Source organism: Natrinema sp. CRL1 (assembly GCF_059162405.1).
On sequence record NZ_JBLVOY010000002.1, the window covers coordinates 632,688 to 655,849 of the forward strand.

The following is a 23,162-nucleotide window of genomic DNA, read 5'->3' on the forward strand; positions in this document are numbered from 1 at the left end:
CGACCGAATGCCGATCGAGCGCCCCCTCAAGCGAGAGTACGAGGTTCCCGCGGACGAAACGCCCGGGGCGACCTGTCCGTACTGCGGACGGCCGTTCCGAGCCGAGCGATACGCGACCTTTCACATCGGCGTCGACCACCCCGAGGAGAGTTCCGAGGCCGAACGGGAAGCCTTTGACGAGAAACGCGACGACGAGGAGTACGACCTGTTTACGTTCCACTTCAAGGCGGCCATCTCGGTCTTCCTCGTCTACTTCCTGTTTACGTTCATTTACGCGCTGGTTTGGGCGGGCTAGCGTCGCTCGAGCGGCAAGTAATAGCGAGGGCCTCGAGTAGTTGGGCCTCCAGAATATCTTTATTCGGTGACTACTCAGTAACCGTATCATGGCGTCTGGTCGCTTCGGTCCGGTATCCCTCTTCGTCCTCGCAGTCGTCGCTACCCTCTTGTTCGCGTCCGTTCTCGCACCTATCGGGCTCGGCGCGGAGACAGCGGTCGACGCCGAGTCACAGTCGACCGCTGGCGACGATTCGATCGTCATCGACGAGGACCTTCCCGAAAATGGGACAATCGTCGATGTCGTCGTTCGACTCGAGGAGGCAACCGTTCCCGAGAGGGCCACCGATGCCGCGGCGGAACGACGGCTCGAGACCCACGCTGAGACGACACAGGATCCGCTCCTCGACTACGTTCGGAAGACGGACGGGGTCTCTATCGAAGAAACGTTCTGGCTGACGAACGCCGTGTTGATCACCGTCGACACGAGCGAGGTCGAGTACGAGACGTTCGAGCGATTCGACGCGGTTGAGGCCGTCCACGAGAACTTCGCAGTGACCATTCCCGAGCCACCAAACCGCGCAAACACGACGGCGGCGTCATCTCCATCGACGGCCGAACGACGAACGACCAACGGACTCGCACAACTGAACGCGTCCCCCGTCTGGGACGCTTACGACACGCAAGGAGAGGGCGTCCGCGTCGCAGTCCTCGATACCGGGATCGATATCGATCATCCCGACCTCGAGCTCACGACCGACGATCCATCCGATCCGACGTATCCCGGCGGCTGGGCGGAGTTCAACGCGACCGGCCAGCGCGTCGCGGGGTCGACGCCACACGATACAGGCACGCACGGCACACACGTCAGTGGGACCGTCGCCGGCGGGGCGACGACCGGCACTGCGATCGGCGTCGCCCCCGATGTGGAGTTGCTTCACGGGCTCGTTCTGAGCGACACGAGCGGCTCGTTCGCCCAAATCGTCGCTGGCATGGAGTGGGCCGTCCGGGAAGACGCCGACGTGATCAACCTGAGCCTCGGCGCGACAGGCAAACACTCGCAGTTCATCGATCCGGTCCGAAACGCTCGAGAGAGCGGTGCGATTGTCGTCGCGGCAATCGGGAACGAAGGGGCGGAAACGTCCGGCTCCCCCGGGAACGTCTACGAGTCAGTCAGCGTGGGCGCAGTCGACCGGAACGGTGCCGTGCCCCCGTTCTCCGGCGGACAGCGGATCAACCGGACCGAATGGGCGCAAGCACCGGACGACTGGGCGGCACCGCCGTCGTATGTCGTTCCCGACGTCGTCGCGCCCGGCGTCGCGATTACGAGCGCCGTCCCGGGCGGCGGCTACGAATCCATGCCGGGCACGTCGATGGCGACGCCGCACGTCTCTGGAACGGCCGCACTCTTGTTGTCGATCGAACCCGACGCGACACCCGAGGAGATCGAGGCGGTACTCGCGGAGACGGCCCGGGTGCCGGAGGGCTACATTACCGACGGTGAGGCGACCGGGGTCGACCGTGAACCGGTAGATACCCGCTACGGGTACGGCATCGTCGACGCGAGCGCTGCCGCCGACGCCCTTGTCGCTGCCCGCACCAGTATCGAACCCGTGACGGCGGACGAGCCGACCGACGATCCATCTTCGAGTCCCGACCCCAAGCCCCACTCGAGTCCCGTACTCGTCGGGAGCGTCGTCCTCGTTGCCATCGGCCTCGGCGGGGCTCTTCTCGCTGCGAGTCGAGGCCGACACGGCGGTCGCTAACTAAACTGCGTTCTCCGTCGGGCTTCGAAAAGCCGTGTTCCGATTCGAGCGACAGTTCCTGTGTTAGCAGCTGCCCGGTCGGCGTCGCTCTCAAAGCGTGTTTCCGATTATCGATCCGCTTCTGACTGTCCTAACCGTAGGTAATCGTCTATCGTAGCCACTGAAACGATGTACACACTGATCTCGACGTAGTCATGCGATCAGGTGTGCACTGACTTTCAGTGGCTACTATCGAATATCGATCTCGGTCGAGTCAGTTCAGCACAATCCGTGCGTTCGCTGTCGATCACGCCGGCTCCCCTCCACATCGATGTCGACGACTGATGGATCTCTAAGACCAGTCGAAACGCGGAAAACAACAAAACGGTACCGCAGAATCCGATGCAGCGACGCGCGCTACATCAGGTAGAACAGTGGGAACAGGAAGACCCACACGATGTCGACGAAGTGCCAGTAGAGCCCGAAGTACTCCACCGGCATGTGGTCCTCGAGGTAGGCGTCGATCGAGACGACGCGGTAGATCATGAACAGCGCGACCAAGAGCCCGAGGATAACGTGTAGCGCGTGCAGCCCGGTCGTCACAAAGTACAGCGAGTACTCGATCTCGCTGAACCAGTAGTGACCGTCTGCGAACTTCGCGTTGTATTCGAAGGCCTTGACGCACATGAACACGAGGCCAAGCAGGACCGTCGCGCTCAGCGCGCCGAGCAGTCCCTTCTTGTTCTCGCGCTCGGCCATCACGTGTGCGAGGATGACCGTGAAACTCGAGGTCAGCAGGACGTAGGTGTTGAACAGCCCGGCGTTCGTGATGGCGTCGAGGTGCCAGTTACTCCAGCCCATGTGAATGCGCATGAAGATGTACGCACCGATCGCGGCACCGAAGACGACGACGTCCGATGCCAGGAAGACCCAGACGCCCATCTTCTCGTTGTTGACGCCGCCGAACGGCCAACGCTCGGCGACGGCCATCTCGGGTGCCTCGAACTGCTCGCGGCCGAACTGGAACAGCGTGACGGCAAGCATTCCGAGTCCGAGCACCACGAGCGCGGGGTAGATGATGTTCTGTTCGGGTGCCGACGTCAGAGTCACGAAGTCGCCGACCTCGCTGTGGATATGTGACTCCACGAACGAGAAGACGTAGGGCGTGATGCCGCTGAGCCCGAGGAAGAAGGTAAACGTCGCGGCACCGATGCCGAGCGGCCAGATGCTGGCGTGGTCGGCGTGTTCTTCCTCGTGGCTCGTGGCGGATGCACTGGCTGCGTCCTGTCCGTGTGCGACGCCGCCGTCGGTCGCGGCCGGGGCGTCGTCGACGAACTCGAGTTTGCCGCTCGCGTAGCTTGGCCGGTCCGGCCAGTTCTCGAGTGGCGGTGGCGAGGGAATTGCCCATTCAGCGGTTCGTGAGTACGTCCACGGGTTGTCGGGTGCGTCGGGGCCCGAGACGAGACTCTTGCCGAGCGTGACGAACATGATCAGGAACGAGGCACCGAATACGAAGGCCCCGACGGTCGCCAGCTGGTGGTAGAGCTGTGCGCTCTCGGCGTAGTGGAAGACCCGTCGCGGCGTCTCCCAGGCCATGAACATCGGGAAGTACAGCAGATTGAACCCGATGAAGTAGACCGCGAAGTTGAGTTTGCCGAGCCGCTCGGAGTACATCTTCCCGGTGATCTTTGGCCACCAGTAGTAGATGCCGCCGACCAGTGCGGTGACACCCGAGACCATCACGTAGTGGAAGTGGGCGACGACCCAGTAGGTGCCACGGAACTCGTAGTCGAGTACGACAGCACCGAGGAAGACGCCGGTGATCCCACCGAGGATGAACAAGACCAGTGCACCCAGCGAGAACAGGAACGGCGTGGTAAACCGAACCCGACCCTTGACCATCGTGTAGATCAGCGCGAAGACCATCAGGTCGAAGGGCAGTGAGATCCCGATCGTCGTCGCCATGAACAGCGTCTTGATGGGGAGGTTGATCGTCGACAGGAACATGTGGTGCATCCAGACGAGGAACGACTGGACCGCCACGAGAACCATCGCGATGATGACCCACTTCCGGCCGACCAGTCGTCGTCCGGTAAAGGTCTGGAACGTCTCGAACATGATCCCCAGCGCGGGGAAGAAGACGATGTACACCTCCGGGTGACCGAAGAACCAGAAGATATGGGCCCACAGCAAGCTCGAGCCCTGATCGGTCGCGAAGTACTGCGTGAGGAACAGCCGATCAACCGACAGCAACAGGAGCGCTGCCAGCAGGGCTGCGAAGGCAAAGAGCATCATCCAGACGGTCAACAGCCACGACCAGGAGAACATCGGCATGTTCCACAGGCCGAGTCCTTCCGCTCGGGACCGGTGCATCGTCACGAGGAAGTTCACCGATCCGATCGTGATCGAGATGACGAACAGGGTCAACGCGAGAATTGTCGCGTTCCCGCCCGTCATCGCCTGCATCGCCCCCGTGTAGGTCGGTACGTTCAGCGGGGCGTACATCGTCCAGCCGCCGGAGAACGAACCGCCTTGGAAGAACGAGATCCCCATCAGGATCCCCGAGAACAGGTAGAACCAGTAACTCAGGGCGTTTAGACGGGGGAATGCGAGATCCTTTGCACCGATCTGGAGCGGGACGAAGTAGTTCGCGAAGCCGCTCGCGATCGGTGAGAGGAACCAGAAGACCATGATGAGTCCGTGTGCGGAGACGGCCTGGTAGAACTGATCGTTCGTGAGCAGTCCCGTGCCGCCGGCCTCCCAGAGGTGGGTCCGGAACAGCAAGGCGAGGAGGCCACCGAACAGGAGGAAGAAGATCGACGTCGCGATATAGAGAATACCGACGTCCTTGTGGTTAGTCGTGACCAACCAGCGCTTGACCGATCGCATCGGCGGAAGGTCACTCATCAGTTCTCGCCTCCGTTGGTGGCGTCGCTTTCGTTGGCATTACTTTCCGTCGCGTTCATCTCGAGCGTGAAGGTGTCGTCGGTCGGACTCTTCACGTCGGTTTCCTCGATCGGCTCGAACTGGCCGTCGGTCGGCGTCACCGTCACGTTGTACGGCCCGGCGTGGTCGAGTTCGTCGATCGTGATCGATCCGTTCTCGAACTCGTCGGCCGTATAGGTTTCCTCGAAGTCAGTCTCTTGGTGCTCGAGCGTGAGTTCGTAGCCGTCGGTGACGCGGGACTCGTTTTGGTCCTCCATGGTGAACGACATCGTCAACTGGTCGTCCATCCACTGGTCGAACTCGTCAGGTTCCATGACGGTGAGCGTGCTGACCATCGAGGTATGGTACTCGCCACAAAGTTCGTAGCACTGAATCTCGTAGTCACCGGTCTCGTCCGCTTGGAACCACGTTTCGTCGTATTCGCCCGGAATAGCGTCGGCTTTCACCCGTTGCTCGGGTATGCCGAACGCGTGCCAGACGTCGCCCGATGTCACCTGTATCCACACTCGCTCGCCGGCGGGAACGCGGAGGTTAGTCGGCTCGACGCCGTTTTCGTACTCGTAGCTCCACGCGAAGCCGTCACCGATGACTTCAACGTTGAGCGCCTCTTCCTGTGCGGTCTCGCCCTCGTCGGCGGGGTCTTCGACGTACAGGAGCATCCCGTAGGTCCAGATCACCAGCGAGATGACGATGATGGCACTGATACCGAACGAGAGAAACAATTTCTTACCGCCCTTTCCACCTGTCGGTAACTCCCCGACGGATGGCAGATCTTCGTCATCGCCGGCATCGCCGGTATCACGGTACTTGTACGCGTTGTACAAGGTATACGTGATCACGACGATACCGACGAGCGCACCCAGTCCGAGGAAGACCAGGAAGATCTGCTCGAACACGTCAACACGTGTCTGCATCGGGGTCGTCAGTAGGTTGATGATTGTATTCACCTCTTTTGAACTCCAGTTATATGTCGGAAGATGATCGCTGGGGCCACTTATCTATTTGGAAACCGCCCGACTGATACCGTCTGTCGGCGACCGTCCGGTGGACCACTGTTTCGCCTTCGGGATGGGATCCGTCTGTGCTGTCCATCACTGTGCTGTTGGTCCCGATGCTCTTTTTTCTGTCGCTGTCACGCTTCAATCGTCGCTCCCCGACGACATCTCCGTTCGATAACTGCGTGTTTCCCCGAACCAGTTCGGCTCGAGTGAAAATACATCTCGATCATTGACATATTTGTACCATATGGCCCGCTGTGCGTTAGCTGTGATGAGTCCGGTCACTAATCTGGGATCGTCACGCGATCGCGCTGTCCGTCGTCAGTCACGGGTCGATCGTTCGCCGGCGACTCACACCTCGACGACCCAGGCGCGAAACGCCGACGGAAGGTCGTAGACCTCACGGAAGATATCATCAATGAACTGGGCAATCCGGTTTGGGTCCGCTTTCGCGCTGATCCGGACGTTCACTCCGTCTACCTCTTCGGGCCGATTCAGTTCGTCGATTTTGAACGCCGGGAACTCGCCGAGGACGGTCTTCAGCATGTCTAGCTCCTCGTCAGTGCAGTCGACGTTGATCATCCCATCACCGAACTGAACCCATGGAACGCCCAATTCGGGTAGGTCACCGTTCGTTTCTTCCCCGGGGTCGAGTTCGACGGCGGGCTCGGTGTCTGCATCGGTGCGAAGGGCGTTCTCGTCGGCCTCGAGCGTGAGAAATCCACTTCCGCGCTCGCGATGAGCGGTGATTGCATCGACGTACAGTTTCCGTCGCGCGGCGGGCTCGGCGGCATCGAAGCGAGTCATAATCGGACGAACGTGCCCGATTCTTTAAGCCTTTATGTGCCGGCACTGAACGAGGGCGTATGGCTCAGCCACGAATCCTGATCCTGGGCGCGCCCGGGGCTGGTAAGGGGACCCAGAGTGCAAAGATCATCGAGGAGTTCGACGTCGATCACATCACGACCGGCGATGCCCTTCGAAACAACAAGGAGATGGACATCTCCGATATGGACACCGAGTACGATACGCCGGGTGAGTACATGGATCAGGGCGAACTCGTCCCCGACGAGGTCGTCAACGCCATCGTCGATGAGGCACTCAGTCAGGCCGACGGCTTCGTCCTCGACGGTTATCCACGGAACGTAGAGCAGGCCGAAGAGCTCGAGGCCATGACCGACCTCGACGTCGTGCTCTATCTCGATGTCAGCGAAGAAGAACTCGTCCACCGGTTGACGGGCCGACGAATGGATCCCGAGACGGGCGACATCTACCACGTCGAGTACAACCCGCCGGAGGACCCCGAAGTCGAGGAGCGCCTGGTCCAACGGGACGACGACACCGAAGAGACGGTCAAAGAGCGACTGTCGGTGTTTCGGGAGAACACCGAACCGGTTGTTCAGCACTACGAGGACGAGGGTGTCCTCGAGCGAGTCGACGGCGAGCAGGCACCCGATGCGGTCTGGGAGGACGTGAAGGAAACGATCGACGACGCGGCGTAAGCTCAGTTGTTTTGGATTTCGATTTCGTGCTCGACGAGGTTGAGATACGTTAGTTGGGGTGCGGGTTCGTACCCGTCTGGAATTACGTCGACGGAGCTGTCTTCGAGACCGTTTAGGTCGACTTTGTTTGCCGCCGAGTCGAAGTAAATCGAGTTCGCGATGACCGCTCCTTCGAAGGTGAATCCGCCACCGCCACTAACGTCGATCTGATAGTCCCCGTTATTCGGGTCGAACTCGTCACTTGCAACGTAGAGTAGTCCCCGGAACGTGCTGCTCGAATCGTGAAAGTCGACGGAAGACGTCGACGTCCCGTAGAGTTGAATCGTGTCCACGTTCTCGTCCCCGCAGTCACCCGTCGGCTTCACATCATCGTGAAGCGAAAAGTCCCCCGCCGCGTATATTTTTAGACTATGGTCTCCGTTCCCGCACTCGGAAACCGTTATCCCGCTCCCGTCGGTCGTTACGCTATCGTTGACGACGACGATCGCATCGTTTCCGGTCAATTCGAAATCGTACGATCCCTCGAGGTTCTCGACGTAGTATTCGCCTCCGGAATTGGAATTCGTCTCACTCAGTGTCCCGGACGCGTTCTCCTTGAAATCGTCTCTCAACTGCTGGATCGTCCCATCGAGTGGAACGTATTCGGTTTCGTCCACGTCGTCGATCGGTTGCTTATTCCCGCCTCCAGTACCCGAACCGATGTTATCCTCACTCGGTAGCGCGACTCCCGATGAGAACGCGTTTTCGATATCGTTGTATCCGAGTCGAACCTTTACTTTCCCGTCAGCGTTTTTGGCTCCGTAACACGCCTGTTGAAGGGTCGTGTCTCCTGCCTGATCGACGAAATACTGCTCCCATCCCCGACAGTATTCGCTCTCAATCTCGATGAATACGTGGTCGTCTTGGATGTAATTCTTCGAGCTACGGTTCACACCCGCTTGCTTGACACGGATATCGCCGGACTCGATCGATTTGTTCTCAGTAAGGCCGAATACCGGAAACGATAGCGTGCTCGTCTCGTGATCGTAATTGATCGGTGGCGCTGAGAGAACCCGCGTTTGCGACCCCGTTTCGCGGAAGACGCCGCCGCCTTCGTAGGCAACCGTCGTCCCGCCATCGCCTTCGTACTCGACGGTTCCGATCGAGCCGTTGGCAACGAGTGATTCGTTCTTGCCGCTGTAACTCTCAGTCCAGATCTCGTACGTCGCCGAATCGTGGTGTGCGATTGCCCCCCGTTCGCCGGCGTGAAGTTCCATCGACTGTGAGGTGTCTCCGGAGACAGTCGACGATGAAATACTCGTACTCAACTCGACGAAGGCCTGTTCGATTCGTTCTTGCTCCGACTGTTGTTCCGCACTCGCCATCGCTTCAGTCCCAACGAGCAACACACCGATGCTGCCGATGGCAACCATCCCGATCAGCAGGATCACCGCCAATACGGAGGCTTGCCCTCGAGCCCCCATCACGCACCCACCGCACCGTAAATTCATGCACAGAACAGCTTCTCTCGAGGTGATAATACGCCCGTCCGATCATATCTTCCAGAATCGTTTATCTCTGTTTAGTGCTGATATTCACTACACTACCTACGGTAGAATATTAGTTTCCAACGACCGATATAACGACTTTTGTAATTTTGAACGGTACTGAACAGTCTGTTTCAATCACTGAGAACAGCCCACATTCTCGGTAGTCTCCCCTTCAGTTATCGATGTTTAAAATCGGCCACGATTGATATTCGACAAGAGATCGAATATAGCGGCATCCACAGCTTTCAAGGCGATATTCAATGGGTGGTTGTTTCACGCACCACCTAGGGAAATCACTCTACTACGAAATGATTGTCATTGCGATACCCATCCTCAGACCACTAGTCACGAGAGATTGTAAAAATCGACGCACCTTTGACCGCTGTCGTGACTGTCAGTCCTTCCCGATCGTAACTGACTGCTCCGTCACCTCGACAGAATAATCATTTGGAGAGGTAGTCGGCTCATCCATGGGTGCCACCTCGAACGTCGTCGGTGATGTTGCCGTCACGTTCGACGCGATACCCTCGAAGATTTTCTCGAGGTCATCGTCGTTTTCGACGGTGTAGACGTCGCCTTCAGTTTTCGTCGCAATTGTTTCCAACATGCTGTTATCTACGCCGCTCCCGAGACCGATCGCGTGAATCGTGACGTTCAGATCCGCTGCTCGGTCGGCTTGTTTCCTCGTTTCCTCATTGGAATCATAATATTCCCAATTATTACAAGATCCTCTGCGACCGTTTCGGTCCGTACACTCCCAATATTCTACTGTGTTCTCACCATCACTCAACAAAATCATGTGTCGTTCAGCAGACTCACTTCCGTTACCGTTGAGTTCGTACTCGTTTAAAGCGGGTTCCATTCCCACGGACATGTCTGTACTTCCTTGTTCTGCAACCGTGACACTTTCATTGACCGATGGGAGGTCATCACTCAAGTAGTGTCTTTCGTAGCCACGGTCGCTGAATTCGTAGACGCCTGCCTGATCGCTGTGACTCCCTTCTACCAATCTGCTATCCTCTCCTTTCATCATTCCGATGAATTTCTTAGTTGCATCGGCACGCTGTCGCAAGGGGTCGTTTCCGGGATTATGGAAGTCGCCAACATACACCGTTGATTCGGCAGGAGCACCTTCCTCAACACGGAACTCTTCACTAGCGTTTATTGCACCTCTCTCACCCGGATCGATCGTCCGCGTTTCATTCTCTCCCTGTATTTGTACCGAGTATGATGCGTCCTGGTACACTTTGAATGCACCCGTGAACGGAGGCGACGACCAATCCGTTCCCTCAATTTCGTTCCAAGACACCCTCCCGCTAGGCCCCATTGAACCGGACCGGTCGAGCACGAACGTGACGTCCAGCGGCGGTCGGCGCTCGTTGATTTCGACCGTAACGTCCCTGTTTTCTTCAGGGACCGGAATGTCAGTTCGGAGCATCTTGTCGAAGTGAATATTCAGATCGCCCTCAATATCGTTGACCTCTCCACCGACGATCGAGCCATATATTTCGGCATCGGTGAACGTGAGATCACTTCCTGGCGCGTAGATCACGCCGTGGAATTTCTCTTCGACAGAGATCTCTGAACTGCTCGTTCCGTAAATCCACAGATTTCGGGGCCTCTTCTCTCCTTCTTCGACATCATCTGTCTCGATATCTCCGGAGACGTAGAAGTATGCTTGGCCACCGCCAGTTATCTCGACATCATCGAGAGCAAGATCCCCGTCAACAGCAACGTGAATGTCTCCCTGGCTGGTATCGATATCGTCTATGTCATCTTCATCGACCGATCCTGTGGCGTAGTAAAAGCCGTCTTCACCTGAGTTGCTCTCGAGGGTTCCTGAAGCACCCGACGACGTGTTTTCGTACTCTTTGATCAGACCGATCGCTCGATCCGTCTCCAGATTAATCGCGTCGATTTCGTCGAACGACCGCGACATCTTGGCACCGAAAATCTTCGGCGGATCCGATTCGGTTACGTTGTAGACCTCCGTTCCGTTGATCACGTCCATCTGTTTACCGCCCGGATCAGTGGCAAAGGCGATATTGGAGAGGTTCGCGTCATCGTGACTCTCGAACTTGCCGTTCACCACGGGTACACCGGTCACGTTTGCCCCCTTACTCATCTTGAGTCCGTCGTTGGCCACGAGGAGGTCTTCCGTGACATTAGCGTCGTCGATCCGCTCAGCACTACTGTTGTATCTGTCGACGGTGATCGAATCGTTGACCGTCAGCTCGCCTCCCTCGGTGTACAGCCCTCCATATATGACCGGATCGATTCCGACGTGACTCGCGAACGGATTATCCCCCTCGATCGGTGCGATCACAGTGACTTCTTGGCTACCCTCATTATGACAGACCGTGGTTTCAGTGGGCGTTCCGGTAGGATTACAATTGCCGCTCGAGGCGTTGAACTCGTCCCGCAAGAAGTCCGCCCACGCACTGTGGTACGGAGAATCAGATACAGTTATGTTGACATAGTTGACGAAACCGAGATCCCGGGTTAAGTCCATTCCGCTATCCGGGGCTGATCGGGATGTTACCCTATTCTCGCCTGGCTCGACGTTACCGCTGAGATTTGCAACGGAGACATCGAGCCGTCCGTTGGTATCATCGGTTCCGTTTGGCTCTTCGTAGTATCGAATATCAGGCTTCGAGACGACTCTTGCATTGTCGCCTTCGCCTCGCCAGACGCCGCCGGCTTGGTGGGCAAATACGTTCCCCGCTTCGTCTTCGTATCTAATCGTCCCCATCGAAATCGTCTCGTTCCGTTCGGCGTACTCGTTTACGGCGGTGATTTGTATGTCTCCACCGTCGGAGAGGTTGTATTCCCCTTCTTCCTCGAGATAGACGGAACCGCTCGTGTTGTCAAGCATCGCCGTCTGGAGATCGTTGTCGAACTGGAGCATCGCTTGCTCGCCGCGTTCCGCAGACGCCTGTGTCTCGATCGCGTTCAGTGCGAACATTCCGACACCAATAACGAGCGCGGCACCGATAATAACCAATCCAAACAGCAGTATAATTCCGACCTGCTGGCTCGCTCCACGTTCCGTTGACTCGGCCCCTGATGGCCCCCTCCCTCGTCGATACATTCGTTGGCTGATCTATTACTATTCATCTTATAAAAATCTGCGCCCGGTATCTTTCTTCTTTTGTGAACCATAATAAACTCTCAAAACGGCACACGACTATCGTTTCACATCAGAAAACAGTAATAAACAGAACCGGAATGGGAGTGAGGAGTATGGGTCACCTCCATTAATATTATTATATTTATAATACGTTCACTGATATCTGCGGTAACGATCCCTCCCTTTGCGACTGCCGACCGAAGAAAAACACTTGTATACCGGACGACGCCTAGCACAAAGCAGATGACGCGTACAGCCGAGAAGATCGACGCCCTCGTCCGTGAGGATTCCTCGATGGCGAGCGCCCTCGAGGCGATCCGCGAGGAAGCCGACAGGAACGGTGGCGAGGTCCAGTGGGCCGACGTCAGCGACGACCTGACGAGCGGACAGTGGGGGCGATTGATCGAGAAAGGAGTGTTAGTCGACGGCGACGAGGGGTTCGAGATCGCCGATCGCGAGGCCTACGACCAGGCCCTCGACGGTGATGGCGACAGCAGCGGCGCGGCCGACGTCGATATCGACGAGGAGGAGTCGAGCTGGTCGCAGTGGGACAAGCTTGCCGGCGTCGGCGCGCTGTTGTTGATGCCCGGCTACTGGTTCGATTCGATCCGAAACGTCGTCGGGAGTACGATCAACGCCGTTCTCGGGCCGCTCGACGCGGCGTTACCGTTCTACGGCGTGATTCTCTCGGTCGCGTTGATCACCGGTCTCTACTCGTCGCTGCTGCAGGCCAACCTGATGAACACGGAGGTCATGGGCAAGTACCAAGAGCGGATGCAGGCCGTCCAAGAGGAGCAAAAAGACCTCCGCCAGCAGAAGAAGGATGCTGAAGAGAGCGGGGCGAGCGAGGCCGAAATCGAGCGTATCGAAAACGAGATCGAACGCGCCCGCGAGGAACAGATGGAGGCCATGGCGGACAATCTCGGGATGTTCAAAGAGCAGTTCCGGCCGATGGTCTGGATCATGCTGTTGACGATCCCGCTGTTCCTCTGGATGTACTGGAAGATCCAGTCGGTCGGGATCGACGGCGCGGAGGCGACCGTCGTCATGCCGCTCGTCGGCGAGACTAGCTGGCAGGCGGGGCTGTTCGGCCCGATGCCGGCCTGGATCGTCTGGTACTTCCTGTGCTCGATGGGGTTCTCCCAACTCCTCCGCAAGTCGCTGAACATCGATATGTCGCCGTCGAGTAGCTGATCCGACTCACAGCGGATTCCGATTCGACGTCTCTTCTCTCGTTGTATTTTCCGCGTACGTAGACGCGGTCGCTGTCCGCTCGCTGATTCAAAACCCATTTTACCCGGCCCCTCGCAGAGTGAGTATGTTACTCACCGTCTCCGGCCCGCCAGGAAGCGGGAAGAGCACGACCGCCGAGTTGCTCGCCGAGGCTTTCGATCTCGACCACGTCAGCGGCGGTGACATCTTTCGCGAACTGGCCGACGAGCGCGGCTATACGCCCCTCGAGTTCAACAAACTGGCCGAAGAGAACGACGAGATCGATCGCGACCTCGACCGGCGACTGCGCGAGATCGCCCTCGAGGAAGACGATCTGGTTATCGAGTCGAGACTCGCCGGCTGGCTGGCCGGCGAGCAGGCGGATTTCCGTTTCTGGCTGGACGCGCCGGCACGGGTTCGCGGCGAACGGATCGCCGATCGCGAGGACAAAGATCCCGCACGTGCGACCGAGGAAACGCAGGCCCGCGAGGCCAGCGAGGCCCAGCGCTACGAGGAGTACTACGGAATCGACATTCGGGACCTCACGATTTACGACCTCTCGGTCAACACGGCCCGCTGGGAGCCCGACGCCGTCCTCGATATGCTCGTCACTGCCGTCGAGCGCTACGACGCCGACGGGGACGAAGGGAAGGCACTCGTAACCGGCGTCGAGTACGACTTCTAATGAGCCTGCGTGGCCCACCAGCGGACCGGTCGCCCGCCGAGTTGCTGACCTTCGGCGTTGTCAACCTCGATAAGCCGCCCGGCCCCTCCTCGCATCAGGTCAGCGGGTGGCTTCGGGACGCCGTCGTCGACACGCTGGCCGAGCGCGGCGTCGAATCGACGATCGATCGCGCCGCCCACGCTGGCACCCTCGATCCGAAAGTAACCGGCTGCCTCCCGGTCATGTTCGGCGATGCGACCCGGCTCGCACAGGTCTTCCTCGAGGGCGGCAAGGAGTACGTCGCCGTCCTCGAGTGTCACGCGCCGGTTCCCGCCGACGCCGAATCGGTGGTCGCGGAGTTCGAGGGACCGATCTACCAGAAACCGCCCCGGAAGAGCGCAGTGTCCCGTCGCCTGCGCGTGCGCGAACTGTATGACCTCGAGGTACTCGAGACCGAGGAGCGCCGCCTTCTCCTGCGTATCCGCTGTGAGAGCGGGACGTATGTCCGTAAACTGTGTCACGACCTCGGGTTGGCACTGGGAACCGGCGGGCATATGGGACACCTGCGCCGGACTGCGACGGACCCGTTCGACGACAGTACCTTACACAGCGCTCAGGACTTCCTCGACGCACTCGGGTTCTGGCTCGAGGACGGCGATCCCGAACCGCTGTACGATGTCGTCGAGCCGGCCGAGCGAATTCTCGAAGGGATTCCGAGCGTCGTCATCGCGGAGAGCGCGGCCCGCGAGGTGGCCCACGGAGCACCCGTCTACGCGCCGGGTGTACTCGAGGCCGACGACGGGATCGACCACGGGGCGCTGGTGGCCTGTTACACGCCCAATGGCGCGGCGGTCTGTCTCGGCGAACTCGCCGGTAACGTCGACGCCGAGAGCGGGGTCGTGGTCGACCTCGAGCGGGTGCTGGTCTGAGGTATCGCGTTGGTACTCGAGGCCGTGAAACCCGGTGACGCACTGGTCACGAAACGACACCCTTAAGCGGAAGACGACCATCGGTTCTCGTGTGGGACCGTGGGGTAGTGGTATCCTCTGCGGATGGGGTCCGTAGGACCCGAGTTCAATTCTCGGCGGTCCCACTCGAAAAATTTCTAAGTGTTCAACTCTTAGCGTCTCGTACCCCTGAGCCGGCCGAAAATCCAATTATCGGTTTCGGGGCACTGTCTAGTGTTGCTTCAAGCGTGATCTGATAGCGTTAAGCCGCTGCACGACCTCTAGAACCCCCTCATGAAGTAGGAAGCTGTATTTCGTCGAATTGACTGAGACAGAGCGTGCAGAGCTTGAAGCGCTGGTTTCAGCTGGCAACCACAGTGCGCAAAAACTCACCCGAGCACGTATCCTGTTGAAGTCCGATGAGGGATGGAGTGATCCGAAAATCGCTGACGCGCTGGACTGTGGCCGCGCCACCGTCCAGCGCACGCGTGAGCGATTCAGCCGACAGCGACTCGGCGCCATCGAACGGAAGAACCCTGACCGTCTCTACTCACGCAAACTCGACGGCAACGCCGAGGCTCATTTGATTGCGTTGGCGTGCAGCGAACCGCCCGAAGGACGTGCTCGCTGGACACTTCACCTCCTCGCAGACACGCTTGTCACCCTCGATGAGATCGACTCGACGTCGATCTCACACGAGACTGTTCGACAGATTCTCAAAAAAACGAACTGCAGCCTCACCGATCCACTCAGTGGGTGATCCCTCCTGAGCAAAACGCCAAGTTCGTCTGCCGTATGGAAGATGTTCTCGCCCTCTATCACGAACCATACGATGAGGATCGGCCAGTCGTCTGCTTCGACGAAACCAACAAACAACTCCTCACCCACGTCCGTGACCCGCTCCCGGACCGCCCGGGAGCGGTCGCTCGGACCGATTACACGTACAGACGAGCCGGAACGCGCAATATCTTCGTGATCAGCGAACCGCTGGTCGGCTGGCGCCACATCGATGTGACCAAGAAACGAACCAAAGTCGAGTTTGTCGAGCAAATGCGCCAACTTGTCGACGAGCACTACCCGGATGCAGAGCGCATCCGGATAGTACTCGACAACTTCAGTACCCACACCGAGTACGCGTTCTATGAGTTTCTCCCGCCGACAGAGGCTCGTCGATTGCTGGAGAAGCTAGAGTTTCACTTCACTCCACCGCACGGAAGTTGGCTCAATATGGCAGAAATCGAACTCAGCGCACTCGCGTCTCAGTGTCTCGACTGCCGAATCCCCGACGCAGCGACACTCCGTTCGGAGGTCGTTGCGTGGGAACAGAGTCGGAACGAGGCGGACTCATCCATCGACTGGCAGTTCACAACCGATGACGCTCGCGTAAAACTGCGCAGACTCTATCCCGTCTCAACTGACGCTTGAAGCAACACTAGTGTTGCTTCCAGATCCAATCGATAAGTACAGGACTGCTCTCGTCCGCTGGTTTTGATGCATCTATTCACGGCTGAAACAACACTAGTTGAGTCAGTTTGAGAAGTGAGCAGGTCGTTGAGTTTCTTGTCCAAAGATGCTCGCAGACCTGCTCAACGAGAGCTATGCGGCGGATTTAGAAGAATCTTGGGAGAACGAGCGGACGACGACGCCCGTCAGGGCGTTCGCCGTCCGCCTCCACGAAACAGGTTGTTTCTTCGAGAGACAACAACGATTTTAGCTGAATTAGGCGTTGAACGCTCACATGGAGCGGTCGATCAGTTCGGGTATCGGACTGCCCTTGCTCGGTTAGGATTGAGTGATCGGGTCAACTACACCGAGCGAAACCTCATCGAAAAGTGGTTTCACACCCTCAAAATGCGGATCGACCGCTTCCACAACTCGTGGGTGGGCAGTCGGTCGAACGCACGCGAATAGTTTGAACAATTCATGCACTACTACAATCGCCAGAGACCGCATCAAGCTCTCGACGGAAAGACGCCGATCGAGGAGGTGCAGAACTAGACAGTGACCTCAACCCTATTAGCGTCTCTTTATTACATTTATCTTCTCTTCCCTAGTGATGATTTGATACTGAGTATTTTATTCTTCTCTGGTTCTTTCACCGTTATTTACATTTCCATTCAAATAATAATCTTGTGTATGGAGATTGAGTCACAGGGTAGAAGAGTGCATATAAGGTAGTTAGCACGCAGATCAGATTGCGGTCCTTCTTCCTGACTCCCTGGGGTTGCACGTCGACAGAATCCGTTTCCCGAATATGCACACGAGTCGCGACTCGTCGTGTGCATATCGTGAGTTGATCCATCGCTTGCGCCGCTGTTCTTCTCTGGATAGCCGACACATTCCGCCGTTTTCGGACCGAAATGGACCGTCCAGTGAGCCGAAAAAACTATAGTAGCCACTGAAAGTCATTGCACACCTGATCGCACGACCCCGTCGCGATCAGTATGTAAATCGTTTCAGTGGCTACTATAGGATTTCGGGGGCCGTGTGTACGAGTATGCGAATCAGGACCGATGGCGACTACGTATACCGACGAGACGCGATCGAACGTGCAGCTGACTTCTACGACTGTAACAAGACCAAAGCAGTGGTGAGCGCCTGCGACGACGTTCCGAAGTTCGTTCAGGCGTCTCGCCAAGTCCTCGAGCGCGATGACCTCACGCTCGAGCAGCGCCGGGAGATCGCCGAGACACTGTCGACGCGAGCAGTGACGTTCGAGGTTGAATCCGAAATTGGGGTCACCACCGATTGACTCTTCGTAGAAGAGATGTAGTATCAATAGATCGTCTACTCAGGTCGCCGTTCCTATTTGACATCCAAGAGAAGAAGACCTTTTTACCGTGAGTCTACCTGCACATAGATATGCCGCAGTCTCGACGGGCATTCGTGGTTTTACTGGCGGGAATCGGGAGTGGGTGTGTAGGTGCTCCCCAGTCCTCGTCAACGACAACAGAGTCAGACACAGACGGCGACGGGATATCTGATCACGCCGACCAGTATCCAAACGATTCTCGTAGGGCGTTCCGGGATTTTACCAGGGAAGGCACCTACACGCTTCGCCCCGGTGAATTCTCAGCCACCGCGCTCACGAACTCACCACAGGCGAGCGGTGAGGTACTGCATTACGACATCGAAGTCGAAGGTGACACGGAGGTTGATTGTCTCGTCTTTGAGCGGGAGGCCTATGACGCCTACGCGGCCGGTGCCCGCGATGTTTCCATCGTTTCCGAATATAGTCGAACAGGAGTTACTAAGACAAGTCTCACACGTACGCTTGACAAAGGCGAGTACCTCTTTTCACTTGATTACACCAGCCAAGTGACCGATCCAGGTGAACAGAGTGTCACCGTGAATCTCGTTTTAGAACTCGCTGAACCAGCTGACCAATAGTACACTGCCACTGGATCCCTCCATCGTTCTGCTAAAAAATGGAATCGATCGAGATTTTCGCCTGCTCAGTCCCGCGGTGATCGCCGCCACCGTGCCAGCGGAGCAGCGGGAGATCGCTCGAGCGAACCATCTTATCGCGGAGCATCGTACAGCCCGAGCGCCCGTGTGGGCGGTAGACGACGAAACAGTACCAGCCGTCGTGCCGCCGGAGTTTCTCGTGATACCCACGATCTCCTGTAGGCGCGTGACGGCCTTGATACCGGCGAGGTCGGCCTGTGGGCTCGGGTCGCCGATGTAGTGTTTCAGCGTCACCGTGTCCCCGTTCTCGAGTGCTTGGCGGGCGGTGTGCCCGCCCTCGGCTTTGAGGATGTCCCGATTCTTCTGCACCGAGAGGTAGTCCGCTGCCGGCTTCGAGTCCCAGCGGTCGGGATCGTGGTGGATCGCCCGGACCGACAGCTGGCGATCGATCTGGTCGTCGCGAACGAACCCCAAGTGCAGAAGCACCTCGTCGGGATCGCGCTCGTGGTTGCCGTCCTGGTACTCGCGAAAGCCGCCGACCGTGTAGTCCTCTGGCGTGGATTCGTTCGTGAGCCACCCGATCACCAGCACCCCCATCGAAATGATGAACGCGTAGGTGATCTCGGTCCCGTGGGCGCTGTGCAGCGCGTCGGTCAGTGCGAAATTCAGCGGCTCGCCAAACTGCAGGGTGCCGACCGATCCGATCGCGAACGACGCGAGCACGAAGATTGGGGCAAGGATACTGTCCGTAAGGTTGATACCGTCTTCCCGACGCACGGTGTCGGGAACGTACTTCTGCGGTAGGCTGAGTGCCATACGCTCGGTCCGCAACCCCTCTCTTCGAAAAACCTCGGAACACCGGCACGTTCCGGCGGTGATCCCTTGGGATTCCCGAGAGTCACCAAGTTTTATGAAAGGGCGGGTTGCCCGCCGGATATGGCGCTGAACAAACTTCGCAAGTTAGACCGCGACTCGGTTGGGATCACGCTTCCGAAAGACGATATGCGTATCGAGGGCCTTCTTGACGAAAACGGTGAGATCGACGGCGACTATCACATGCATATCCGTCACCTCGACGACGGCGAGTGGTCGCTCGAACTTGTTGAAGGGATCGACACGTGATCGAAGCCACTGAACCGAATCTTCGAACCTCACCACGTAGAGTCCGTCGCTATACACAAACCACGATGTCGATATAGCCCTACCGTAGGCGAGAGGCTCGCGAGATGCATAGAATCCGGACAGATGCGACTGAACCCACTGTGATCACGACGAATTCTCGATCCCATTAATAAAGAACCAACCAGTTACTCATCCGTGAACAACACGTATCGACTCTCATTCATAATTTTGTTGAAATTATGACTAATAGAGCTCTGTCTGGAATTTACCGAAAATATAGGTATAGAATTAACCGTACGAAATCTAGAAAGTGCTACTCAAGATCTGTACAAGAAATAAAATCGCTCAGGATCGGTATCTGAGTTAGATATCTTCCTGAATGATATTTCTGTTACCGCTCTCGCCGACTGCGATAACATTATCACCAGAACTACATTCCACCGACGAACCAACAGTGGACCCAACGTCAGTCTCTGTGGACCCATCACTACAGATTACCTTTTCAGTGTTGTCGCCGATTGATTGAATAGTCACATCCACACCGCTACCAGTTTCTTCAGTACTTACTCCCGCTGTTGCTGGTGCCTGCTGACTCCCGCCCATGTCAAGGACGAATGCCGCAATCACGGCTGCGAGGATGACAGTAATTGCAACCATGAGAATCACGCCGATAACCGGCGACACTGCCCGTTCGTCTTCGTTTCCAATCAGCTTCGATCTGTATTGTTTCAAATCCATGTTTACCACAGCATCGTCCATGAACGGTAGGAACGCTTATCCGACCCCGTGTGGGACCGGAAGGTGCAGGGGGAAAGGACCAACCCCACCGTTCCCGCTTTCTCGCGGCCACCGTCGTCACCGATGCTAATAGCACCGAGTCCGTTGATACCATATAATAATATGGGATCGTGACAATTCAACGTTCAAGAAAGACTTTCAGATCTGATAATCAGTGGGTGCTATCCACCGTACAGCGGTGCCTTGAAAGGCCGCTGTCCTGCGATTTCCGAATTGGTCTGCAAAACAGTAGGGAATTGACGGCTCGAACCGATCGACACACCATGTCCGACTCCGACGTGCTCGTGAACGAACGGGAACTCGCGCGCACCTACGACGGAGGGGATTACGACGACGTGTGGGACGCGGTCAACAGTACCGTCGCACGATAACCGACCACTCCGACAACCCCGACGCGGGATCGGCGAGATCGTCAACGTTTCGGATGCGTCTCGAGTGGGATCGTGAATGCCTTGAGTAGCACCCGAACTACAGCGGAAGCATCGGGAGTACGAACTTGGCAGTCGGGCCGAAAAACGAAAACGTGAATACGCCCATGAGAATGGTGACGAGTCCGCTACCGAGACCTAACAAAATAGCGCCGATGCGCGTATTTGTGTAATTGAACGCCGCACTGAGGCTCCAGATTCCAGTTCCAGCCATGATAGCGAGACCGAGAAGAGCGAGCCCCTGTATCGTTTCGTCGGCAGTGTAGCCTTTCATCACGACGGCAGCGAGGACGAGTTGACCGCCAATGAAGATGCTTCCCGTGTAGGAAAATCCGAGCCACAGTGGCCGGTCGGTTACGGTCGCACGCACCCACGGAAGGCGGGCGGTACCGTAGACAGCGAGCGGGAACAAGGGGAACACGTATCGAACGGTGAGCATCGCATGGAGTGGAAGCCGATAGATGTACAACAGCGTGGTCAGGATCGCATAGGTCAGGACGAAAATGTCCGCGGCAAAGACCGGTCGGGATCGAAGGTTCGGAGACGAACGGTTACCCAAACTGTTGAACGCCGTCCGGAATGCGACAACGGGTGCGGCGATCAATGCGCCTGCGATCGGAAGCGCTTCCAAGAAGGCGACGTTGATAGCGAGGCCGGTCGCACCGGATGACGAAAATCCGAAGTAGCCGCTCCGAACGAATGTGCGGTACAGTCGGGCCGGCTCCTGACGGACTGCAGTAAGACCGTCAACGAGAAATTCCGTGAAGAGAAGCGCTCTGTCGAGCGTACCGAGCAGTGGCGCTATAATTCCACCGACGATACTGCCGTCATCCGTGGCACTAGCGTTATCAGTACTAGTTCCTGAACTGCCACTCGAAGTAGATGTGTCTCCAGTCACGCGATTGCCAACTGCGTCGCCACCGTAGCGATCGAGCATCCGCGGCGGCGTGAACGGATCACCGGATATCAGGTAGTTCGTCAGGAAAAACGGGAGCAGCGAGACAAACAATCCTATCGCAACCGTCGCAAGTGTACGGACGCTATTCTCTCGAGCAGTAGCAAAATCGGCGACGACCATCGCCCCGAGCAGAACGAGTCCTTCGGATGCGTGTAACCACGCGGTGAGGCCCACCGGAACATAGGCGACGGCCCTGTATCGCCGGTACGTCGAGATTCGGGCGGTCTCCCGGCTTCGGTAGAGGAAGAAGAGCGTTAGCAGCGCGAACAGGGCAGTGGGAACGTGCCGTTTCGGGATCGTTGCCCAGAGCAGTGCCGGTGATGCAACCCCGACAGCGATGCCAGCCGCAAGCCCGATATCGGACAAGTGGATGCGTGAGAGAAGCCGATAGACGACGAGTGCACATCCGGCGGCAGCGAGTATCGTCGCGAGTTGGAGCGCGGGATACGCGAGGTGAGTGAGTGGAAACGACGTCGCACCGGCTACATTGATGACGAAACTACTAAGCGCGATACCGCCCCCGACGAGGTGGGCTGCTCTGTGACGATTCACTAGCCGTCCGCCGACGCTGATGGTGGCAAACACCGAGAGGCTCCAGAGTGCGGCAAGAGCGACGCGAACGTCGGCGACCGCAGCGATCCCGTCCAGTACCCAGAGAATCGGAAGCGCGAAGACGATGTGTGCGAAGTTCCGCGGAAACGCTTTGCCATTGTAATCGGCCATTCCCGGACTCCTGAGCGTCTCCCCATACGCCGGCGTGGTGACGTGGAGGTGTCCATCGCTCAGCGCGACTAGTCCGTTGGCGACGGTCAGGTTGTCGTTGATCGAGAATGTCGTTCGCCAGAGGACCATCGCCGCGCTACACGTGAGGAGAAAGATAAAGACGCCACCGTAGTCCCCGAACACCAGTCGTCCGAGGCGGTGTGCGATGGCAGTCGCTCGTTCCGTGTGCTTATCGAGAACAGCATAATACCGTGATCGATAGCTCACGCTGCCACCTCCACCGTGATATTTCGGCTAGCTAGCGTCCGTTCGGCGGTGGTTTCGTTCTCCATACCGCGGTAGGTCAGGCGTACTTCTGCATCGTACTGTTCCTCGCTGACTCGGTCCGGACTGAGGGTAGTTTCCGACATAGAAACGTCGAACTTTTCGGGCGATTCCTCGCTTACCGTCACCGTAGAAAGCGAGGTGATACCAAGTTCACTGATACTGATCTCATAGGTAACCCTCACACACTCTTGGACATCGGTTACCCCCACTGTCGCGTCAGGAACGTCGAGTTTCCAGACTTCCGCCCCGAACTCAGATTGCGTGAGAGTTGCCGACTTAGGAACCGATGCCGACTGGATCGCTGCGTTCCCCTCACTGGAAAGTGCACCATCTCCACAAAGACTATCATCAGTCGTGAAGTCCACCGGCACGAGTGGACCTGAAGCAAACACTGTTATGGTGATAAAACTGATAACAATAAGCGATACAAGCCAGCGTCCGACCATACTGAC

18 protein-coding genes, 1 tRNA gene and 4 pseudogenes are annotated in these 23,162 nt (G+C 57.5%); 12 read left to right on the forward strand and 11 right to left on the reverse strand.

The features are described from left to right. Positions 1 to 7 precede the first annotated feature (7 nt). Both ACJYUO_RS08975 and ACJYUO_RS08980 read left to right on the forward strand, forming a co-directional pair. On the forward strand, positions 8 to 295 hold the full coding sequence (locus ACJYUO_RS08975; RefSeq protein ID WP_494345040.1) for a DUF7410 domain-containing protein: 288 nt from the start codon (positions 8 to 10) through the stop codon (positions 293 to 295). Positions 296 to 383: 88 nt separating this feature from the next. Then, entirely contained in the window at positions 384 to 2,039 is a 1,656-nt protein-coding gene (locus ACJYUO_RS08980) for a S8 family serine peptidase (RefSeq protein WP_494345041.1), read from the forward strand. Positions 2,040 to 2,435: 396 nt separating this feature from the next. On the opposite strand, the gene ACJYUO_RS08985 is transcribed toward ACJYUO_RS08980, so the two are convergent. From ACJYUO_RS08985 to ACJYUO_RS08995, 3 genes are all read right to left on the reverse strand, one after another. Beyond that, complete coding sequence (locus tag ACJYUO_RS08985) at positions 2,436 to 4,925, reverse strand: cbb3-type cytochrome c oxidase subunit I (RefSeq protein ID WP_494345042.1); 2,490 nt, start codon at positions 4,923 to 4,925, stop codon at positions 2,436 to 2,438. Next, entirely contained in the window at positions 4,925 to 5,911 is a 987-nt protein-coding gene (coxB, locus tag ACJYUO_RS08990) for a cytochrome c oxidase subunit II (protein WP_494345043.1), read from the reverse strand. Before coxB ends, ACJYUO_RS08985 begins: the two co-directional genes overlap by 1 nt. Before the next feature lie 402 nt (positions 5,912 to 6,313). Continuing rightward, complete coding sequence (locus ACJYUO_RS08995) at positions 6,314 to 6,769, reverse strand: DUF7975 family protein (RefSeq protein WP_494345044.1); 456 nt, start codon at positions 6,767 to 6,769, stop codon at positions 6,314 to 6,316. A gap of 59 nt (positions 6,770 to 6,828) precedes the next feature. On the opposite strand from ACJYUO_RS08995, the gene ACJYUO_RS09000 reads away from it, so the two are divergent. Continuing rightward, a complete protein-coding gene (locus tag ACJYUO_RS09000; protein WP_494345045.1) occupies positions 6,829 to 7,464 on the forward strand; it encodes an adenylate kinase in 636 nt (211 codons plus the stop codon). 2 nt (positions 7,465 to 7,466) lie between these two features. Here ACJYUO_RS09000 and ACJYUO_RS09005 read toward each other — a convergent pair whose 3' ends face one another. Then, the gene (locus ACJYUO_RS09005) at positions 7,467 to 8,927 is read right to left on the reverse strand and encodes a DUF7289 family protein (RefSeq protein WP_494345046.1); all 1,461 of its coding nucleotides are present in this window, start codon (positions 8,925 to 8,927) and stop codon (positions 7,467 to 7,469) included. 460 nt (positions 8,928 to 9,387) lie between these two features. Beyond that, a complete protein-coding gene (locus ACJYUO_RS09010; protein ID WP_494345047.1) occupies positions 9,388 to 12,084 on the reverse strand; it encodes a vWA domain-containing protein in 2,697 nt (898 codons plus the stop codon). A gap of 282 nt (positions 12,085 to 12,366) precedes the next feature. On the opposite strand from ACJYUO_RS09010, the gene ACJYUO_RS09015 reads away from it, so the two are divergent. The 8 genes and pseudogenes from ACJYUO_RS09015 (at position 12,367) to ACJYUO_RS09050 (ending at position 18,336) form a co-directional block, all read left to right on the forward strand. Continuing rightward, positions 12,367 to 13,317: a DUF106 domain-containing protein gene (locus ACJYUO_RS09015; RefSeq protein ID WP_494345048.1), complete on the forward strand. Its 951-nt coding sequence runs from the start codon at positions 12,367 to 12,369 to the stop codon at positions 13,315 to 13,317. A gap of 124 nt (positions 13,318 to 13,441) precedes the next feature. Next, positions 13,442 to 14,020: a (d)CMP kinase gene (gene cmk / locus ACJYUO_RS09020; protein ID WP_494345049.1), complete on the forward strand. Its 579-nt coding sequence runs from the start codon at positions 13,442 to 13,444 to the stop codon at positions 14,018 to 14,020. Continuing rightward, positions 14,020 to 14,928, forward strand: coding sequence for an RNA-guided pseudouridylation complex pseudouridine synthase subunit Cbf5 (locus ACJYUO_RS09025; RefSeq protein WP_494345050.1), 909 nt, complete (start codon positions 14,020 to 14,022; stop codon positions 14,926 to 14,928). Before cmk ends, ACJYUO_RS09025 begins: the two co-directional genes overlap by 1 nt. Positions 14,929 to 15,021: 93 nt before the next feature. Then, a tRNA-Pro gene (locus ACJYUO_RS09030) sits at positions 15,022 to 15,092 on the forward strand. A gap of 161 nt (positions 15,093 to 15,253) precedes the next feature. After that, positions 15,254 to 16,371 (forward strand): IS630 family transposase gene (locus ACJYUO_RS09035; RefSeq protein WP_494345385.1). Its coding sequence is split into 2 segments (ribosomal slippage): positions 15,254 to 15,674 and positions 15,674 to 16,371, totalling 1,119 coding nucleotides; the frame shifts between segments, so codons are not numbered across the junction. Between the two features lie 145 nt (positions 16,372 to 16,516). Continuing rightward, positions 16,517 to 16,944 (forward strand): annotated as a pseudogene (locus tag ACJYUO_RS09040) (integrase core domain-containing protein). 499 nt (positions 16,945 to 17,443) lie between these two features. Continuing rightward, complete coding sequence (locus ACJYUO_RS09045) at positions 17,444 to 17,698, forward strand: DUF7692 domain-containing protein (protein ID WP_494345051.1); 255 nt, start codon at positions 17,444 to 17,446, stop codon at positions 17,696 to 17,698. A 110-nt stretch (positions 17,699 to 17,808) separates the two neighbouring features. Beyond that, complete coding sequence (locus tag ACJYUO_RS09050; protein WP_494345052.1) at positions 17,809 to 18,336, forward strand: hypothetical protein; 528 nt, start codon at positions 17,809 to 17,811, stop codon at positions 18,334 to 18,336. 31 nt (positions 18,337 to 18,367) lie between these two features. On the opposite strand, the pseudogene ACJYUO_RS09055 reads toward ACJYUO_RS09050, so the two are convergent. From ACJYUO_RS09055 to ACJYUO_RS09065, 3 pseudogenes are all read right to left on the reverse strand, one after another. Next, positions 18,368 to 18,565 (reverse strand): annotated as a pseudogene (locus ACJYUO_RS09055) (PD-(D/E)XK family putative nuclease); the annotation flags it as partial. Beyond that, positions 18,562 to 18,906: pseudogene (locus ACJYUO_RS09060) on the reverse strand (hypothetical protein); the annotation flags it as partial. The pseudogenes ACJYUO_RS09055 and ACJYUO_RS09060, both read right to left, overlap by 4 nt. Next, positions 18,895 to 19,170: pseudogene (locus tag ACJYUO_RS09065) on the reverse strand (DUF8023 family protein); the annotation flags it as partial. The pseudogenes ACJYUO_RS09065 and ACJYUO_RS09060, both read right to left, overlap by 12 nt. A gap of 120 nt (positions 19,171 to 19,290) precedes the next feature. Between ACJYUO_RS09065 and ACJYUO_RS09070 the strand changes: the two are divergent. Then, on the forward strand, positions 19,291 to 19,476 hold the full coding sequence (locus tag ACJYUO_RS09070) for a DUF8053 family protein (protein ID WP_494345053.1): 186 nt from the start codon (positions 19,291 to 19,293) through the stop codon (positions 19,474 to 19,476). A gap of 363 nt (positions 19,477 to 19,839) precedes the next feature. Here the strand turns inward: ACJYUO_RS09070 and ACJYUO_RS09075 are convergent, their stop codons facing one another. The 3 genes from ACJYUO_RS09075 to ACJYUO_RS09085 all read right to left on the reverse strand — a co-directional run bounded on the left by ACJYUO_RS09075 (position 19,840) and on the right by ACJYUO_RS09085 (position 23,156). Further along, positions 19,840 to 20,235, reverse strand: coding sequence for a type IV pilin domain-containing protein (locus ACJYUO_RS09075; protein ID WP_494345054.1), 396 nt, complete (start codon positions 20,233 to 20,235; stop codon positions 19,840 to 19,842). 507 nt (positions 20,236 to 20,742) lie between these two features. Then, the gene (locus ACJYUO_RS09080; protein ID WP_494345055.1) at positions 20,743 to 22,650 is read right to left on the reverse strand and encodes a hypothetical protein; all 1,908 of its coding nucleotides are present in this window, start codon (positions 22,648 to 22,650) and stop codon (positions 20,743 to 20,745) included. Continuing rightward, on the reverse strand, positions 22,647 to 23,156 hold the full coding sequence (locus tag ACJYUO_RS09085) for a hypothetical protein (protein ID WP_494345056.1): 510 nt from the start codon (positions 23,154 to 23,156) through the stop codon (positions 22,647 to 22,649). Before ACJYUO_RS09085 ends, ACJYUO_RS09080 begins: the two co-directional genes overlap by 4 nt. Positions 23,157 to 23,162: the final 6 nt, after the last annotated feature.